Here is an 18535-nt window from a genome sequence, read left to right on the forward strand (position 1 = left end):
TATATTTTGTAGCAGTAGAAGTCATTTTCATCAATCTTTTTTTAATGACTTCTTTTGTTTTACTTTATGAATATATTCCAAAACTCATTAGGAAGTATATATTTGCCACGAGTAAAATAAGGAAACATAAGCTTGCCTAAAGTACAAAAAAATTTAAGTAATGAAGGTCAAAATAAACAATAAAATAGAAAATTTGGGTTTTTATTAAAAATCGAAAAGATGAAACCCCTTTATTTATAAGGGATGGCAATAATATGGGTAAGTGTACGGCAATTATATGGTCTAAGTCACACAGCATTCTATGCTGGTCTTTTTTATTTTATTATAATTCAAAAAATCTCTTCTCAAATAATATCTTCTGATTCAATTGATCAGCTGTATATTTACCATTTCGAGCGGTAACGCGATTATATTCTTCAAGAATGAATAGAGCTCTATTTCTTTTTTTATCTATTCTTAGAAAAGTAACAATTTGATTTAAGATAGAAAAAACAGTATTTTTCTTTTTAATCGTTAATGTAAATGATTTTTTATGAATAATTGGTTGATAATTCTTTTTACCGATTACTATTCCTCCAGTGAGTGAATGCACATATTGCAACAGTTCTAAGTCAGTAGATGCAATTGATATACAAGGACGACGAAATTCCTTCTTGTGCATTCTTGTCAGCATGATACTACCTTCTCCGTCAATTACCCCAGCTAGGTAAGCGGCTTCCCACTGTTTCATATTGTCCACCTTTTTCCTTTTATTGTAACATAAAAACGAACGTTTGTTCCTGCTTTAATTAAAAAAGTTTTGGTAATAAATATTTATATTTTCCCCATCCTATAAAATAGGAAGGTGAAAAATGATGGACTTATTAAAAGAATTAACGGAAACGAATGGTGCTCCTGGTTTTGAAAAAGCGATCCGAGAGATTATGAAACGCGAGATCAGCAAAACAGGTGCCGCATTAATGAACGACCATATCGGTAGTGTATTTGGTGAAAAACACGGATCTACAAATGACGGTCCTAAAATACTTCTTGCAGGTCACATGGACGAAGTCGGATTCATGGTCAGTGAGATTACAGAACAAGGTTATTTGCGTTTCGTTCCTTTAGGAGGCTGGTGGTCACAAGTTCTTCTCGCGCAACGCGTACATGTGCAGACGAAAAGTAAAACATTTACTGGTGTCGTTGGATCAAAAGCGCCTCATATACTTACCGCGGATGAACGAAACCGAGTGTATCCGATGAAAGAGATGTTTATTGATATTGGTGCGAAGGATAAGGACCAGGTGAAGGAGTGGGGAATCAGAGTAGGAGATCCGATTCTTCCGATATGCCCATTTGAACTGATGCCTGATGGTGATACGATTCTTGCAAAAGCACTCGACAATCGAGCAGGCTGCTACACAGCGCTTCAAGTTTTAGAGCAGTTACAAAACGTTAAGCACCCAAACACCGTTTATTGTGGTGCGACTGTTCAAGAAGAAGTAGGACTCAGGGGAGCAATCACAGCACCTGCGATCATGGAGCCAGATGTGGCAATCGCTCTCGATGTAGGAGTTGCAGAAGATGGTCCTGGTGGGAACGCGAACAAAGCGAAGCTCGGACCGGGGCCTCTCATTACGTTCCTTGATTCATCTATGATTCCGCACACCGGTTTTCGCGATTTAATTATCGAGGTTGCAGAGAAACATAACATACCTTACCAAGTAGACGTGATGCTTGGTGGAGGAACGGATGCTGGTAAGTTTCATCTCTTCAAAAAAGGAATTCCAAGCCTTGTTGTTGGTGTTGCGGCTCGGTATATCCACAGCCATACATCTATGATCAGTAAAAGCGACCTTGAAAATAGCACAAAGCTGCTAGTAGAGCTAGTGAAGGTTCTGGATAAAGAAAAACTGCATTCACTTTTGGATTACTAAAAACTACCTCAAAAAACCTCGTTGGATTTCATTCCGACGGGGTTTCTCACTTTATCGCAATATGTTACAGTGTTATAAAAAGTTTTACATCATTCTTTGCTAATCATCGAAAAACGTCTATTATATAGAGATGAGAGTATAAGTTGTTAAAGGAGATCAGTTATTTTTATGGACATCCTATTGTTGTTAAAAGCCCTTATTCTAGGGTTAGTAGAAGGTTTGACGGAGTTTGCCCCTGTTTCATCTACGGGACATATGATTCTTGTTGATGACATGTGGTTAAAATCACAAGACTTTTTGGGTAAATATCCAGCGAATACATTTAAAGTTGTGATTCAGCTGGGTTCGATTTTAGCGGTAGTCGTTGTTTTCAGACAACGATTCATCGATATGCTGGGACTTAGCAGAAACAAAGAGACAAATGAAATTACGGGGAGCCGTTTAAAATTAACTCAAGTCATTGTAGGTCTGTTACCGGCAGGTGTTCTAGGATTGTTGTTCGAAGATTATATCGATGAGTACCTTTTCACGACGAACACCGTACTTATTGGACTAGCGATTGGTGCGTTCCTTATGATTTTTGCCGATCGATTTGCTGCTAAAAATCAAAATCCAGTCATTGATACAGTGGATAAGATTACGTACAAGCAGGCTTTCTCGATTGGATTGATTCAGTGTTTATCACTCTGGCCAGGATTTTCGCGCTCTGGTGCAACGATTTCAGGTGGTGTCCTTCTAGGGCTTAGTCACCGTGCGGCAGCTGATTTTACATTTATTATGGCAGTTCCGATCATGGCAGGTGCGAGCGGAATATCACTATTAAAAAATCTAGAGTATTTTAGTATGGATGCTATGCCGTTCTTTATTGTTGGATTTATCAGTGCGTTTGTATTCGCTATGTTATCGATCCGCTTCTTCTTAAACGTTATTGAAAAAGTTAAGCTCACACCATTTGCGATCTATCGCCTCGTGCTAGTAGCTGTAATCTTTTTTGTAATTATGTAAATTGAACCCTGAACGTTGGCTCACTATAAGTGCCAATCTGTTCAGGGTTTTTTTATAGAAAAGATCCTCAACAGGATGATAGTCCCGATGTTGAAAGACAAAATCACGCAATTTTTCACATATTGAATTTGGAATATTTAGTCTATTGTCCACTTCTTTCTTACAGATAACTCCTTTAATGTAGGAACTATTAAGATGGAGGTGGCTAAAGGGATATGAACAAATTTGCATCGAAAATTTTATTGAGTACACTTGCGCTTTCCTTAGCAGGTGGAGGAATTGCTTTAGCATGCGAAAACGGACAAAAAAGTTACATCGAAGCTGGTGAATCTACGTTTGGCGGAATTCCCAAAGTGGAAGGATCTAAAAACTTTGAGCATCTTAAAGAAGTGTCAGCTGTTCCCCTAAAAGACCTAAAAGGGAAACCTGCTACAACTGCAGATGTATATGCGTTTAAAGGATACGCGTATCTTGGTACACACCGTGGTCAGATGACAAATGAGGGAGTAAGGATTTTTGATATGAAGGATCCTGCAAATCCTAAAGAAGTTGCTGTTCTTGCCAATGATATTCCTGGCACATGGCAGGAAAAAGTAATCGTTCAATCTGTTAGTACTCCGTCATTTAAAGGTGATTTAGCTGCTGTAAGTGTTCAGCGCGTAGATAAAGAGCGTTATGGTTACGAGGGGGAGACTTCTGAAAATGGTGGAGTTGTGCTTTACGATGTCACAAACCCGAAAGAACCGAAAAAGTTAGGATTTTGGAAAACGCCTTCTAATCTTCCTACTGGAACACATGAACATTGGTTGACTGAACAAAATAATAAAGTCTTACTTTTAGCAACGAATTATCAAGCTCATCGTTATAAGGACAAAGGGGTAGATGTTCATGACTTTTCAATCGTTGATGTGACTAACCCAAGCAAACCTAAAGAACTCTCAAACTGGGATCCAACTGAAGTAGGCGGTAGCTTTAATGGTGACTATCAATATGAAGATGAGACAGGAGCACAGCGTACTGCATTTTTACATAGTGTCATCACAGATGAAACAGGTAAATATGCATATCTCTCTTATTGGGATCTTGGCACGATTATCTTAAATATTGAAGATCCTGCAAACCCTAAATTTGTTGGGAGAACAAAATTTGAACGTGATGTTCAAGGAGCGGCACATTCTGCTGCACTAGCTCATGGCGGAAATATCTTGATTGAAACAAGAGAAGTTTTTAATCCGGATCCTCATGACCCAGGATTTGAAAGAGGTTGGGGATATGTTCGTGTATATGATATAAAGGACAAGAGCAACCCTGTTCTTTTAAGTACGTTCAGAACGTTAAACTCCATGGTTCAGATTAAAGCGGGAGAGCGCAAACCTGGAACATATACGGTTCATGATCCAAAAGTAAGAGGAAATACACTCTACCTCTCTCATTATTCTGATGGAATACGTATGGTTGATCTTACAGATCCAGCAAAACCAGTTGAAGTAGGTTCATACGTGTCAGATAAGGCTAACGTATGGGGTGTTTTCGTAGATCGAAACTATATTTTAGCATCGGATATGGGACAAGGATTAAAAGTCTTGCAGAAGAAAGCGGATCCTAATGTGAAAAAGATGAATTTACAATCTGTTCTTATTAAATAAGATCAGACCACAAAACAAACCCCACTAAGTGCTCACTTAGTGGGGTTTGTACCATTTTTAATATTGCTCCATTCTGCTATACCAATCGTCGTATTCACGTTCAGCTTCTTCACGTTTTCTTCCGTGTCTTTCTTGAATCTTTCCGATCATCTTTTCACGGTCACCCTGTGCTTGATCGTAATCATCATCTGTCAGGTTGCCCCATTGTTTCTTCGCTTCACCTTTAAGTTGCTTCCATTTGCCTTCCATTGTATCGTTTTTCATGTTGAATCATCCTCCTTTTAATATTTGTTGGAATATGAATCTTCATAACGATGTGCGTTTGTTGAACGGTACGTACGGAATGTATCATTAACTTGCCTATGTCGACTTACTTCATTCGTATCAACGAGAACGAGAATGTCCCCAGCTTCAACGGATTGTTCGTATTCTTTTGCTTCATTTTCAGGTATCCCTAATCCTACAAGAGCTCCCACGATTCCGCCTGCGCCAGCTCCTACCGCTGCTCCACCGAGTGCTGCAGCAATGGGTCCTGCCGCTACAATTGGGCCGATTCCTGGAATAGCAAGTGCACCTGCACCAAGTAATAGCCCGCCAAGTCCTCCAAGAATGCCACCTGTAGCCATTCCTGTGGCAGCCCCTTCAGGAGCTTTTGAGCCGGTTTCTTCCTGAATGTGTTTTACTTCTTTTTTGTCTTTTGCGATCACTGAGATTTCGTTGTCACTATAACCTTGGTCTCTCAGGTCTTTTATTGCATCGATCGCATCATCTTCTGAACGGAAAACGCCAACCACTTTACTATGAGTATCCATCGACTTCCTCCTTTTTTTGTAGAAGATTAGTACGTAGTTTGTGTTCCCACTGGATAGAGAGATAAAACATGAACTTGCAGGTTCGACAAAAGTATACATGAAAAAGACAAGGTGACATTTGGAAGCATTTAACACAAAAACACGTATTGTGCTTGTTTACAATTTATGGTTTGATGTCTATATAAAGGAAAAAAGAAAAATTGATTATTGAATGTGAATGGGGATTGAAATGGATATTTTTATTGGTAGACAACCGATCCTAGACAAAGATGAGAACGTTGTTGCTTATGAACTTTTATATAGAAACAGTGAGAATAATAGATATGATGGATTGGATCATGATAGTGCAACGATTGATGTTATGGTGAATAGTTTTGCTGGGATCGGAATAAAAGAAGTCGGAGAACGCAAGAAATGTTTTATCAACTTTACGGAGAATCTGTTGTTAAACCGGATTCCAACGTATATTTCACCTCAATATATCGTCGTCGAGATCTTAGAGGATGTCCGTTTAACGGACGAAGTGCTTGAGGTGTGTAAAGAGTTGAAGAATAAAGGATATATCATTGCGCTCGATGATGTATCGGTAAACCGCAACTTGAATAGAGTGCTTCCTTATATCGATATTATTAAAGTAGATTATATGTTAATGGACGTTCAAGAGATGAAGATCATGATTGAAACGTACCGCGAGCAGATTACATTTCTGGCAGAAAAGATTGAAACGCGTGAGCAGTTTGAAGAAGCTAGAGAGCTTGGATTTGAGTACTTTCAGGGCTATTTCTTTAGCAGACCCGTCATATTGCAAGGAAAGGATATCGCTCCTATTCCAACGAACTATCTTTTGCTATTAGAAAAGTTGAATGGTTCAGATCCAGACATTCATGAGATCAGCAATTTGATCCAACGAGATCTCTCACTTTCTTATAAGCTTTTAAAAGTGATGAATTCTGGTACTTACTTTTTTAAAAGTAAAATCACAACGATTAAACAAGCTGTCGTCTTAGTCGGACTATATGAGATCAAAAAGCTCGTCATGATCTTGATGATGTCGAGCTTGAACAGAGTTGATAATGGATTAGAAATCGTAAAGATGAGTCTAACGCGCGCATTCTTTTTTGAACGCATCGCCAAATACGTAGGTGTATCCAAAAACCATCTCTACATGTTCGGAATGTTTTCCCTTATCGACACGTTGCTCAGTAAAGACATGAAAGATGTAATCGCTGATCTCCCGATAACGAACGAACTGGCTGAAGCTCTTTTAGGAAACAAGGATTCCTATAATCTTGCATTAAATATTGTACAAGGTTTGGAGAGAGGTTCATGGCTGGAAATTCAGTCGAAATGTGGCAGGATGAATTTGACAGAAGCTGAACTCTATACGCATTACCGAGCAAGTACATTATCTGCTGATCAATTTGTAAAGACGGATACAGAAGTGAAAGTCTAGCATTATTAGGAGACAAGAACCTCAAAATGGGGTTCTTTTTTATTTGGAAATCCCCAAGAAAGTAAAGAAAGATACTTTGGAGTAAAATACTAACATGTAAAGGAGGAGGTAGGCGATGAAATTAAGCATACTCGATCAATCCCCAATCTCATCCGGTAAACGTGCACAAGATGCTCTTCAAGCTTCTATGCAACTGGCAAGAGAGGGAGAAAAGCTCGGATATACCCGTTATTGGATTGCGGAACATCATAACTTCAGCGGCTTATCTTGTTCAGCACCAGAAGTGATGCTGAGCTATATTGGGGCAAACACAGAAAAGATTCGGCTCGGCGCAGGTGCTGTGCTTTTACCGCATTATAAACCTTATAGAGTTGCGGAAACCTATAACATGCTCGCTACACTTTTTCCAGATAGAATTGATCTAGGGATCGGTCGTGCCCCTGGAGGATCGGCAGAAGCGTCGATCGCTCTTTCGGACAATTATCTGGAGAATGTTCGAAGAGTTCCGGAATTAACTAAACAACTGCTGCATTTTCTGCGTAACGACTTTCCTAATGACGATATGTTTTCTAAAATACAGCCGTCTCCTGTCCCAGATATAACACCCGTTCCATGGATTCTTGGAACAAGCCAAAAGAGTGCGGATCTAGCTTCTGAATATGGAACAGCTTATGCGTTCGGTCATTTTATGAGTGAAAAATTAGGACCTGAGATTGTAGCCTCTTATCAAAAAACATTTATACCAAGTGTCTCATTAAAAAAAGCGAAAACGATTGTTGCTGTATCTGTGATCTGTGCAGAGACAACAGATCAGGCTGAGGAACTTGCATTACCAGGCATTCTTTGGAGAAAACAGAACGCTTCTGGCGAAGGAAATGGCGTTCCAACCATAGATGAAGCACATCGTTCTTTTTCAATAGAAGAACGGAAACAATTCATATCGGAAGCGAAAAGAAAAATGATTATCGGCAACCCACAAGAGGTAAAGAAAGAACTATATAGACTTCAAGAAACGTATAAAGCAGATGAAATAATGATTGTGACGATCACCAACTCTTATGAGGACCGATTGAAGTCATATGAGTTAGTAGCCAAACAGATACTCTCAACATAAGGGATAAGCAGTATTTTTTATTTAAGAAAGCAAACTTGTTATACTAGTAGCGAATTATTAAAATATAGTAGCTAATTTTTTGTTGCTTTAAATAAGGAGGACGTTACGATGTCCAATAAAAAAAGTTTGAGTGATGTAAAATGGTCAGTCCTTGACCTTGCACCGGTCGTTGAAGGCGGAACGGTAACAGAATCGTTTCAAAATACGTTAGATCTCGCTCAGCATGCTGAAAAATGGGGATACAACCGTTACTGGTTAGCTGAACATCATAACATGCCTGGGATCGCGAGCTCTGCCACTTCGGTCGTAATTGGACATGTGGCAGGAGGTACTTCTAAAATTCGCGTCGGCTCAGGAGGAATCATGCTTCCTAACCATGCACCGCTCGTGATTGCTGAACAATTTGGTACGCTTGATGCTCTGTATCCAGGTAGAATCGACCTTGGACTCGGCCGCGCACCAGGAACGGATCAGGTAACAGCACAAGCACTTCGTCGTGATCTCGGCAACATGGGTGATGATTTTCCGTATCAGCTAGATGAGTTGCGAACGTATCTTGATCCAGAACGAGCAGACTCGCCGATGAAAGTTAGAGCGGTTCCTGGAGAAGGACAAGATATTCCGATCTGGCTTTTAGGTTCAAGCGGATTTAGTGCACGATTGGCAGGCAGAGAAGGACTGCCGTTTGCATTTGCGAGTCATTTTTCGCCAGACAATACGATTCCTGCTCTAGAGCTATACCGTAATACATTCACACCATCAGAAGTACTTGAAGAACCGTATGCAATGGTTGGAGCGAACGTGGTAATCGCAGATACAGATGAGGAAGCAGCACGAATCGCTACATCTCTTCAGCAGCAGTTCGTCAACTTAGTGCGTGGAAACCCAACAAAGTTGAAACCACCTGTTGAGAGCATGGACGGCATCTGGAGTCCGTATGAAAAAGCAGCACTCGATCAGCAGTTACGCACATCCTTTATCGGCAGTCCTGAAACAGTCAAAGCCAAGCTGCAAGCGTTCTTGGACGAAACACAGGCAGATGAGATCATCGTAAATGGTCAGATCTACGACCATGCTGCAAGATTGCGATCATTCCAGTTGTTATCTGATATTGTAAAATAGAATTGTGGTGATCAGCGTACTCTTGAGTGGAGTGCGCTTTTTTGTTGGGGTATTGGAGCTACTGAATTTGTCGAAGTTTGTAGACTCGCGAATAACTTTTGGATTGAGAAGCAAAACTCGTGGATAAAATCACAAAACTCATGGATAAAACCGCAAAACTTTTGAATTAAGAGAGAATTCTAATTGATTGGGACCTTCTAATACCTAGCTAGGTATATGTCGCTTCAAATTTTAAAACGTACATAATGTGTTACACCGCCTAATTTCCACGGAAAGCGAGCAGCCTGAATTGGAAATCAACTACTTTCCAAACAGCTTTCTAAAAAAAAAGAACATTTGTTTGCATTTTTAAAGGAATTTTCCATCTCAATATCGAAATTAGTACTTTGAATAACAAACTTGGAGGTAAGAACGATGGAAAAATCGCTACAGCTTCACCAATTCAGCTCTTGGGCTAATGAAAGAGTCTTTGACACGCTAAAAGAACTCCCAACCGAAATGTACAGAAAAGAGGTAGAAAGTGTTTTTCCTACGATTGCTGATGTACTTGTACACATGTATCAAGTCGATTTTGTATGGTTACAGGTTCTAAAAGGGGAAACTTTCGAAGATATTTTTAACTCTATAAAACAGCTACACGAAGAATTAAATGCGTCTGATCTACAAAACATGCATATGAAGTTTCAAACTATGTCTGAAGACTACGAGAACTTCATCAGAGGAAATAAAGATTTATCTGCTGATATAACCGTTCATCATCCACACTTCGGAACACTTCATTCAACCTATGGTGATCTTATTCAGCACATCGTGAACCATGGCACGTATCACCGAGGTCATCTATCGGCAATCGTCAATCAGCTAGGCTATAAAGGTGCATCGATCGATTATATTTTTTATCTTTATTCACTACAAGAAAAAAAGCAAACCTCATAAGAATGATGAAGACATATCTAAAGAGATATGTCTTTTTTGTTACGTTTAAACAGATCTCTGCAAAAGTTATAACAGGGTGATTGACAAGCGGCTTGTCCACCATGTAATCTAAATCTGGAAATAAATAGTTCAATGATTGAACAGTTAAAAAAATGAACAAATAGGAGGAATATCATGTCACAACTATCCATTAAAGAACTTGTTGATCGTTATATCGATCTCACATTTGCTGTTCATAAAAAAGGGGAGTCCCTTGTAAAAGAAAAGCTACAGAGTGAACTTTCAAATGATCAATTTTATACATTGAAATATATCTACAAGACAGAGAACTGTACGTCAACAGAGCTAGCGAAAGTTTTTGATGTGAAAAAAAGCGCGATTACAGCTGTAATCTCAAAATTGTGGGATCAAGACTTGATCGAGAGAACGAGAGATCAAAATGATCGCCGCGTCGTTTATCTCACATTAACGGAAGCGGGACTCGAACTTTACAAAAAAACCGAAGAAAGAATTTATAACTTGGTAGAATCCATCATCACTCAGTTTGAAGAGCGGGAGATTAAACAATTTATTGACACGTACGAAAAAATCAATAACATTTTAACAACACTTCAAGAAAAACAATAAGCAGGGGGAGAAATCGTGCGGTTTATTTTAAAACAAAAATGGCTGGTGCTTATAGCGTGGATAGCAGTTGTGGCCGTTCTTATGTTCTCGGCACCTAACATGGCTGAACTTGTACGAGAAAAAGGACAAGTCGATGTACCAGACGGCTACTCATCATCATTAGCTTCAGACATTATGAGTGAAGTTCAGGAACAAGAAGGCGGTGGAGATGAGTCTTCGGTAGCATTGGTTTTTACAGATGAAAAAGGACTTAGTGCTGCAGATAAAAAAGAAGTTGAGCGAGCGATCCGTCAACTTGAAAAAAATAAAGAAAAACTAGGAATTACGGAGATTCTGACTCACTTTAATGAAAAAAGTCTTGAGAAGCAGTTAGTCTCAAAAGATGGAAACTCCATCTTAACGTCTATAAAAGTAGCTTGGAATGATCGAGAACCAAGTGAAGTGAATGAAGCTCTATATAAAACGATTGAAGACAATAAAGTAGAGCACTATTACACAAGTAACTGGATGATCAACGAAGATCTTGTGAAAAGTTCTGAAGAGGGACTTAAAAAGACAGAAGGCATTACGGTAGTATTCATTCTAGGCGTATTGCTCTTAGTATTCAGATCTGTAGTTGCGCCACTCATTCCATTATTAACGGTTGGTGTGACGTATCTCGCTTCACAATCTATCGTGGCGATGTTAGTCGATTCGTTCGATTTTCCGATCTCTAACTATACACAAATCTTTTTAGTTGCTGTACTGTTTGGAATCGGGACAGATTATTGTATTCTTTTGCTAAGTCGATATAAAGAAGAACTAACGCTCACAGAGAGTAAAACAGAAGCGATCATCGCGACGTATCGTCAGGCTGGACGAACCGTTTTCTTTAGCGGTTTGGCCGTAATGATCGGATTTGCTGCAATCGGTTTTTCTCAGTTTATTCTGTATCAATCAGCAGCAGCTGTTGCGGTTGGTGTAGGTATACTATTAGTTGCTCTATTCACGATCGTTCCATTTTTCATGATGGTCTTAGGTCAGAAGATCTTTTGGCCATCTAAGAAAAAAGCAGAGCATGGTGAGAGCAAGCTTTGGGCGGTTGCTGGGAACTTTTCGTTAAAACGTCCGTTGTTGTCGCTCATATTCGTTGCGGTCATTTGCGTACCGTTTCTTGTAACGTATGATGGGAAACTATCCTTTAACTCTTTAGAGGAAATCTCAGGGGATGTTTCTTCGATCCAGGCGTTTAATGTGATTGAGAAAAGTTTTGGAGCGGGAGAGTCGATGCCAACAAACATCGTTATAAAAAATGATGAAAAGATGGACTCGACTTCATACATGGAACTTGCCGAAAAGATTAGTCAGGAACTAGAAAAGGTTAACCATGTTGATTCGGTAAGATCTGTTTCTAGACCTACTGGCGAACCTGTGGAAGATTTCTTCGTCTACAAGCAGGCAGAAAGCTTAGGGGATGGTCTTGGTGATGGAAAAGAAGGAATTAATAAAATCAGCAGTGGGCTTATGGAAGCGAGCGGAGAGTTATCAAAATCTGAGCCGCAGCTGACTGGTGCGACTGACGGCATTCAGCAGCTTATCGACGGCACGAGTGCTACTCAATCTGGTTTAACTGAGATACAACAGAACCTAGTTAAGATAGAAGATGGCATCCGCAAAGGAACGATGGGAGTAGCTGACACACAAAAGGGATTACAACAGATAAAATCTAAACAACAAGAGCTGCTGTCAGGTTATCAAAAGATTCAGCAGGGTTATGAACAAGCGGGAGCAAATCTATCAACGATTCAATCAAACTACGTAAAACTAGGGCAAGGGTTAGGAAGCTTGAATACTGCACTCGCATCAATTACAGATCAAGACTTTCAAGCGTTGGAAAATCGTTATGGGATTGCAGATGACGATGCCGAGTATCAAAAGATCAAGAACACAGTGAAAGCTACTCAAAACCAACTGCCTGTTATTAAAGGTCAACTAGACCAATTAAACGGTGGGTTGAATCAAGTTTCATCAGGTGTTCAACAAGCCAATGGTAAATTCAAAGAAATAAACAGCTACCAACAAGGTATAATCGGTGGACTTCAGCAAGTGATTGATGGTACGAATCAACTTCAGTCAGGACTTGGGCAACTTGCTGACGGCCAAGGTAAGATCGTTGATAATGTGCCTAAGCTAACAAACGGCTTAAACGGTATCAATAATGGCCAACAGGAACTGTTAAAAGGATTTGAAGATCTTGGTGGTCAGTTTAGTCAGTTAACGACTGGCTTAGATCAGAGTGCTGATGGATTGAATCAAGTTTCCAATGGCCTAGGTTCTGCTCAAGATTATTTGAACAACCTAGCCGAAACAAAGGATAAGAGTGCTTTTTATATGCCAGAAGAGGTGCTTCAAAGTAAGGATTTTGAACAGGCACTTGATGCGTATCTATCAGAAGATCGCAAAACGATGACGATGGATGTTGTGTTTGGAATCAACCCTTATTCTAACGAGTCTATTGATGAAGTAGATGAGATAAAAGATGCGATCAATCGAGTGACGAAAGGAACAGAACTAGAGAACGCAAAAGTGGCTGTGGGAGGAATTACGAGCTCCAATGCTGACTTACAAACTGTGTCTAGCAATGATTTTTCAAGAACTGTTCTGCTCATGTTAGTAGGGATCTCAATCATTCTCGTATTCTTGTTCCGTTCTTTAATCATGCCAGTCTACTTGATCGGTTCACTCATTTTAACGTACTACACGTCAATGGGGATCAATGAGTTCATCTATGTAGATCTATTGGGATATACAGGGATCAGTTGGGCTGTACCGTTCTTTGGATTCGTAATCCTAGTCGCGCTCGGCGTTGATTACAGCATCTTCTTAATGGATCGATTTAACGAGTATAAAGATCTTACGGTTGCCGATGCGATGCTTCTTGCTATGAAAAAGATGGGGACTGTTATCATTTCAGCCGTTATCATATTAGGTGGAACGTTTGCTGCGATGATGCCTTCAGGAATGCTTTCACTATTGCAGATTGCCTCCATCATCTTAGTAGGATTGCTTCTATACGCATTTGTCGTTCTACCATTACTCATCCCGGTTCTGGTTAAGAACTTTGGAGAAGCAAACTGGTGGCCTTATAAACGAAGTTAAAAATAAAAAAAGATGGTATTAAAGTGCTCAGAGACACTTTATACCATCTTTTTTTAAATCTTTTTATTAGAATTTAGCTGATTGAATGCATTCTAAAAGCTTGTTTCTTTTAAGTCTATTTCATTTCCTTCTTTGACTTTTGATTGTAGTGGAAGGTGCGTGCCTGCCACATGAGAAACTTCTTGCAAGGCATGCGACGAGTAAGCTCACTACGGAGTATTAACTTGTAGACGCAGGAGCAAGGAACTTTTAAAGGCTGGCAGTCCTAAAAGTGGGGATCGTTCAGCCACTGCAAATAGTCAGGTGAGACACTTATACGGAAACGTACGAATGTGGCTCAGCGCCTGCCCCGCGGAAAGCGATCATCTGCAACGGAAATCAACTACTTTCAAAAGCAACAATGAATACGTAAACAGCTCTTATATGCTATTGCTGAATCTATTAATTATTCAGGAGTCTTACTTTCTTTTTGAATCTTTTGCTTCAATTCCTCGATGTATTTCTTTTTAGCTTTTTCACTCTCTAGATTGTTAGGGTTCTTTTGTTGTAAGTATTTTTGAAGGGCATTGTTGATTTCTTCTGTTGTGGCATCCTCAGGTATTTCGCCTTTCTCTTTAAGCATCTGTATAATTTTTTCATCATTCGCAATCATGGTTGTCACCTCGTTCTGCTCCGCTTTATTCGAACTAGAGGAATCTTTTGTATCGGATTCTGTCTTTTTCCCAGAATGATTATCGTGTTCTTGTGTGCTGCAGCTCACAAGGAAAATCAATGTAAAAACCGTTAAAAATACGCGTATAAACTTTTTCATCTCATACCCTCCTTATTAACAGTTTACCCTAGGAAAATAAAACCCAACTGCAAGTATACAGTTGGGTTTTATAACAAATGTTTATTTCTTGCGAGAGATCTTGATCTTCGCTACAGAATTATCTTTACTCTTGCCTTCAACAGAGAACTTTAGACCGTATTGTGGAACGTTACGTCCAGCGTCTAGAAGTCCAGGATTAGAGTAGTCATCTTTATCATTGAACACGGAGTTTGGATGGATCGCGTTATCCGTAAGCGATGTTCCATTGATTTCTTTGTAATCTAAGAACATCGGTTTACCTTTATCCGTGTTGAATGCAGCATCATGGATCAAGTAGCGAGTTGAAGCCACTTTTCCATCACTCCATTTTAGCGTTTCTTGGTTCGCATCGACTACGCCAAGGAAACCATCTCCAGGGTGAATGCCTGTCCAGTTATCGGAATAGCTGTTATCCACGTACCATACAAGAAGTCCGCCATCATAAGACATTAAGCTTTTACCACGTGCGATATGAGCAAGCCCTTTATCCACACCTTGGTGATTTCTCCATTCTAATAAGTAGTAATGATCAGAATAGAACTTTCCTTGGTTCTTTGTAAATCCTTCTTCTTTAAATGAAGATGTTCCTTCAGCATCATCAAATATAACTTGTGAGCCATCGACATTTACAGAGATATCATCTACAAAGAATCCAGGCATTGTTGCAGCTACATCTGTCCAATAGTTGAACTTCAGGTCGATCTTCTTACCAGCATAAGCAGATAGGTTGAACGCTCCGTCCACCCATTCACCGTTCGTGCTTCCTGTAATACCATGGCCAGGGTTTTGTTCATGCGGATTCGTATCCGTAGTCAGGTTTCCTTTAACAGTAACCCAATCTTTAGCTCCTTCTTCTTTTACTTGAATAGAAGCATAATCCCAATCTGTTTCAATGTCATACCATGTTTTAAAGTTTAGTGTAGCTGTTGAAGCTTTTGTAAGATCAAGAGATGTAACTAATGAGTTGTCTAAGTCATCTCCGCTGCCACTGAAGTATTGATAATCACCGCTATAAGGCTTGTTAACAATAGTTTCTTTTTGTGGAAGATCAACGCGAACGGCATCGTTGTTCGTGCCTTTCGTGTTTGCCTGATCTAGAAGAACGTCGATTCCTTTACGATCGATCTCTTCATATACAAATGTCTCTCCACTTAACCAGTTACCACCGATATACGATTGTAAGAATTCTTTAGACCAAGCACTGAATCCAGTCGGCTCAGTACCTGGAACTTTTCCAGCCCAGCTTCCGCTAGACATGATCGACCAGTATGCAACAGGCTCACCTTGTCCAGAGTATTGTGTATCGTACTCATCTGGAAGCTCAAGGTCATGACCATATTCATGTGCGAATACGCCAGCTGCTCCATCAGCAGGTTGAACCGTATAATCGTAAGCTCCCATCATGCCATTCCAATAATCAACTTCAGATTCTGAGCCTGCGATTGGGAAAGGCTGTCCTAAATTCCAACGGTGGCTCCAGATCGCGTCTCCACCAAGTGCCCCCCCGCCAGCTTCTTCACCAACGCTTGAGTGAACGATCATAAGGTGGTCTACTAAACCATCAGCTTCACGCGTGTTGCCATCTCCATCTAAATCGTAGCGATCTTCTTGGTCATAGTCTCCTAGATTGATGTTAGGATCTTTTGCCGCCGCTTCTAACGCTTCTTTTACGAGAGAACGAGCGTCTTTGTCGTTACCGTCTGGAGCAGGAACGTTACCTCCATAATAAGCAGCTGGATGTTTAGCTTTATACCATCCTCCAACACTACCTGTTACAGAATAACTTCCACCAGATTGCTGTTCATAGTATTGCTTCATGGAGATCAATTTTTCTCCATTCGGCCCTTTGTATCCTTTGTTTCCAAAGACTAAGTCTTCATAGTGGTTCTTAGGATATTCTTCATAAAACATATCTGTTTCGTCTGCTTTAATGTTCGTAGCAGGGTAGTCTGGGAACTCTATCATAAGAACAAGAACGTTATCTACGCGCTTTTGTCCTTTCCACTTTTCTTCTTTCACGTTCTTAATCTTATCTTCTTTTTTACCGTCTTTTTTAAGTCCTTCTTTTTTGTGCTTACTTCTAATTTCTTTACGCTTTTCACTATGCTCATCTTCTAAAGTACCTTCAGAAGAGAATTTTGAAGCGTTCTCTTGTTTTTTGTGCAAGTATTGCTGTAATTTTTTCTGTGCATCTGCTTCAGATGCGTTTTTACTGATTTCGCCTTTTTTCTTCAACATTTCGATCAACTTCTCATCATTAGCGATTCCTAAATCAAAAGGACCGCCACCATGTTTATGACCTTTATGATCGTCCTGTTGTTGTGTTGCTGCATCAGATGATACATTTGCAGGTGCAGCACTAACACTTGAAAAAGCAGAACAACTTAACATCGTAGCGAGTGCAGCAGAAACCCATTTCCCTTTTTTCACCAAGATTCCCCCTAAATCATAGTAGTTTCCGAAAACCGACATATATTGTCGGATAATTCCGCTTATTCAAAATGTTACCACGATAATTCAACTACTAGAATAGGAGATAACTCCCGTGTTTCGGATTTAGAATAGGGAGTATTTACTATTTAAAGAACTATTTTCAAACACTTTAAATTTGAAAAAATGGTGAAGAATGTTTTAACTTGGGAGTTTTCTTATAGTTCTTTAGCCACAGAAGAAAAATATCCCTCATACAAGAACTGTCTTTGATCATTTTTGTCTAATTTTTAATTTATCTTTTAGTAAACACGCTATAAATGTATGACTGAAATGTTTATTTCATTTTACTTAGGGTAAATAAAGGGGTGGACCATCAAGGCATTGAGACAGAAAGATTTTTACAAATGAAAGGTTGGTCATTTACTTTGTCTATGCATCTAAATTCAGCACTTAAAAATAAATCGGTTAAAAACTTTGAAGAAGCAACTGCGAACATTCTTCATTTTATGAGCAAACTTATCAACATCAATACGTTGTTTATTGCCAAGAACGACAAACAAATAAATGAAATCAAAAAAGCTGTAAATAAGAATACAGTATTGATTCAAGAAGGTGCAACAATGCCTTTTCAAGAAACGTTCTGTAAAGTGAGCGTAGATAAAGGCAATGATATTCTCCTTATAGAAGATATTACGCAAAATGAACGGACGAAGCATCTGAGTGTGACAGCTGATTTAGGTGGGGGAAGCTTTATTGCGATTCCAATCTATTATGAAGATGGTGAAAATTACGGGACCATCTGTGGTCTTGATACGAAAACATTTGAGTTTAACGATCAGCATATTGAGCTTTTCCAGACGATGTCTTCCTTGTTGACTTATGTTTTAGAGCTTGATAAGGCGAATAAAGAGATTAAGGAAATTTCAGTGCCGATTGTTCCTTTAACAAAAGGTGTTGCGATACTTCCGATCATTGGCCATATTAATGAATATCGAGCAGAACTTATCATTCAGAGCACACTTGAAAGCAGCATGAATCTAGAACTCGAACACATGATAATCGATCTATCAGGAGTGAGCAGAATCAATAACTCTGTTAGTGAATATCTGTTAAACATCGTGAAGTTGTTAAGATTAATAGGAGTCACTCCAATTCTTACAGGGTTCAGACCCGATCTTGCCATAACCACTTTACATGTTGATGTGGATTTCAAAGGAATCATGATCACTAACAATTTAGAGAGCGCACTGACTCAAATCGGATTCAGCCTAAACAAAAACGATAATAATCATTCAAGATCACAGGTTGTTATGTGATCTTTTCTTTTTTAGTCATTTGTTATCGAGAAATTAATTACCGTGTAAAGGCTTGCTGTCTATAGAGAAGACGTTGATCACCCTCGTCTTAAAATGTAACTTAGGAGTTACTCAGCTTTCAAAGAAAGGGAATAAAGAAAACAGTAGTCATAATATTCTTTTTTTTA

Annotated in this window: 15 protein-coding genes; 10 read left to right on the forward strand and 5 right to left on the reverse strand. The window is 39.4% G+C overall.

All coding sequences use genetic code 11. The features are described 5' to 3' along the window. Window positions 1-322 precede the first annotated feature (322 nt). Entirely contained in the window at window positions 323-730 is a 408-nt protein-coding gene (locus ACOZ9X_RS01905; RefSeq protein WP_423416792.1) for an LAGLIDADG family homing endonuclease, read from the reverse strand. Between the two features lie 124 nt (window positions 731-854). Between ACOZ9X_RS01905 and ACOZ9X_RS01910 the strand changes: the two genes are divergently transcribed. From ACOZ9X_RS01910 to ACOZ9X_RS01920, 3 genes are all read left to right on the forward strand, one after another. Continuing rightward, window positions 855-1916 (forward strand): M42 family metallopeptidase, encoded by a 1062-nt coding sequence (locus ACOZ9X_RS01910; protein ID WP_423418206.1) that lies wholly within the window; start codon window positions 855-857, stop codon window positions 1914-1916. A gap of 168 nt (window positions 1917-2084) precedes the next feature. Further along, a complete protein-coding gene (locus ACOZ9X_RS01915) occupies window positions 2085-2921 on the forward strand; it encodes an undecaprenyl-diphosphate phosphatase (RefSeq protein ID WP_423416793.1) in 837 nt (278 codons plus the stop codon). Between the two features lie 215 nt (window positions 2922-3136). Then, window positions 3137-4567 carry an LVIVD repeat-containing protein gene (locus ACOZ9X_RS01920; RefSeq protein WP_423416794.1) on the forward strand — a complete coding sequence of 477 codons (1431 nt, stop codon included), beginning with the start codon at window positions 3137-3139 and terminating at the stop codon, window positions 4565-4567. A gap of 57 nt (window positions 4568-4624) precedes the next feature. Here the strand turns inward: ACOZ9X_RS01920 and ACOZ9X_RS01925 are convergent, their stop codons facing one another. Continuing rightward, complete coding sequence (locus tag ACOZ9X_RS01925) at window positions 4625-4831, reverse strand: CsbD family protein (RefSeq protein ID WP_066397538.1); 207 nt, start codon at window positions 4829-4831, stop codon at window positions 4625-4627. A gap of 17 nt (window positions 4832-4848) precedes the next feature. Next, window positions 4849-5379, reverse strand: coding sequence for a general stress protein (locus tag ACOZ9X_RS01930; RefSeq protein WP_423416795.1), 531 nt, complete (start codon window positions 5377-5379; stop codon window positions 4849-4851). A 229-nt stretch (window positions 5380-5608) separates the two neighbouring features. On the opposite strand from ACOZ9X_RS01930, the gene ACOZ9X_RS01935 reads away from it, so the two are divergent. The 6 genes from ACOZ9X_RS01935 to ACOZ9X_RS01960 all read left to right on the forward strand — a co-directional run bounded on the left by ACOZ9X_RS01935 (window position 5609) and on the right by ACOZ9X_RS01960 (window position 13769). Then, entirely contained in the window at window positions 5609-6832 is a 1224-nt protein-coding gene (locus tag ACOZ9X_RS01935; protein ID WP_423416796.1) for an EAL and HDOD domain-containing protein, read from the forward strand. Between the two features lie 115 nt (window positions 6833-6947). Further along, a complete protein-coding gene (locus ACOZ9X_RS01940) occupies window positions 6948-7946 on the forward strand; it encodes an LLM class flavin-dependent oxidoreductase (RefSeq protein ID WP_423416797.1) in 999 nt (332 codons plus the stop codon). Window positions 7947-8054: 108 nt separating this feature from the next. After that, complete coding sequence (locus ACOZ9X_RS01945) at window positions 8055-9068, forward strand: LLM class flavin-dependent oxidoreductase (protein ID WP_423416798.1); 1014 nt, start codon at window positions 8055-8057, stop codon at window positions 9066-9068. 414 nt (window positions 9069-9482) lie between these two features. Continuing rightward, window positions 9483-10004 (forward strand): DinB family protein, encoded by a 522-nt coding sequence (locus tag ACOZ9X_RS01950; protein WP_423416799.1) that lies wholly within the window; start codon window positions 9483-9485, stop codon window positions 10002-10004. 174 nt (window positions 10005-10178) lie between these two features. Continuing rightward, window positions 10179-10631 (forward strand): MarR family winged helix-turn-helix transcriptional regulator, encoded by a 453-nt coding sequence (locus tag ACOZ9X_RS01955; protein ID WP_423416800.1) that lies wholly within the window; start codon window positions 10179-10181, stop codon window positions 10629-10631. Window positions 10632-10646: 15 nt separating this feature from the next. Beyond that, complete coding sequence (locus ACOZ9X_RS01960; protein ID WP_423416801.1) at window positions 10647-13769, forward strand: MMPL family transporter; 3123 nt, start codon at window positions 10647-10649, stop codon at window positions 13767-13769. A gap of 445 nt (window positions 13770-14214) precedes the next feature. Here ACOZ9X_RS01960 and ACOZ9X_RS01965 read toward each other — a convergent pair whose 3' ends face one another. Then, window positions 14215-14580, reverse strand: a complete 366-nt coding sequence (locus tag ACOZ9X_RS01965; RefSeq protein WP_423416802.1) for a hypothetical protein — start codon at window positions 14578-14580, stop codon at window positions 14215-14217. Window positions 14581-14661: 81 nt separating this feature from the next. Continuing rightward, the gene (locus tag ACOZ9X_RS01970; protein ID WP_423416803.1) at window positions 14662-17049 is read right to left on the reverse strand and encodes an immune inhibitor A domain-containing protein; all 2388 of its coding nucleotides are present in this window, start codon (window positions 17047-17049) and stop codon (window positions 14662-14664) included. A gap of 368 nt (window positions 17050-17417) precedes the next feature. On the opposite strand from ACOZ9X_RS01970, the gene ACOZ9X_RS01975 reads away from it, so the two are divergent. Then, window positions 17418-18368, forward strand: coding sequence for an STAS domain-containing protein (locus tag ACOZ9X_RS01975; protein WP_423416804.1), 951 nt, complete (start codon window positions 17418-17420; stop codon window positions 18366-18368). Window positions 18369-18535: the final 167 nt, after the last annotated feature.

This window comes from Fictibacillus nanhaiensis, assembly GCF_049537595.1.
Classification (GTDB): Bacteria; Bacillota; Bacilli; order Bacillales; family Fictibacillaceae; genus Fictibacillus; species Fictibacillus nanhaiensis_F.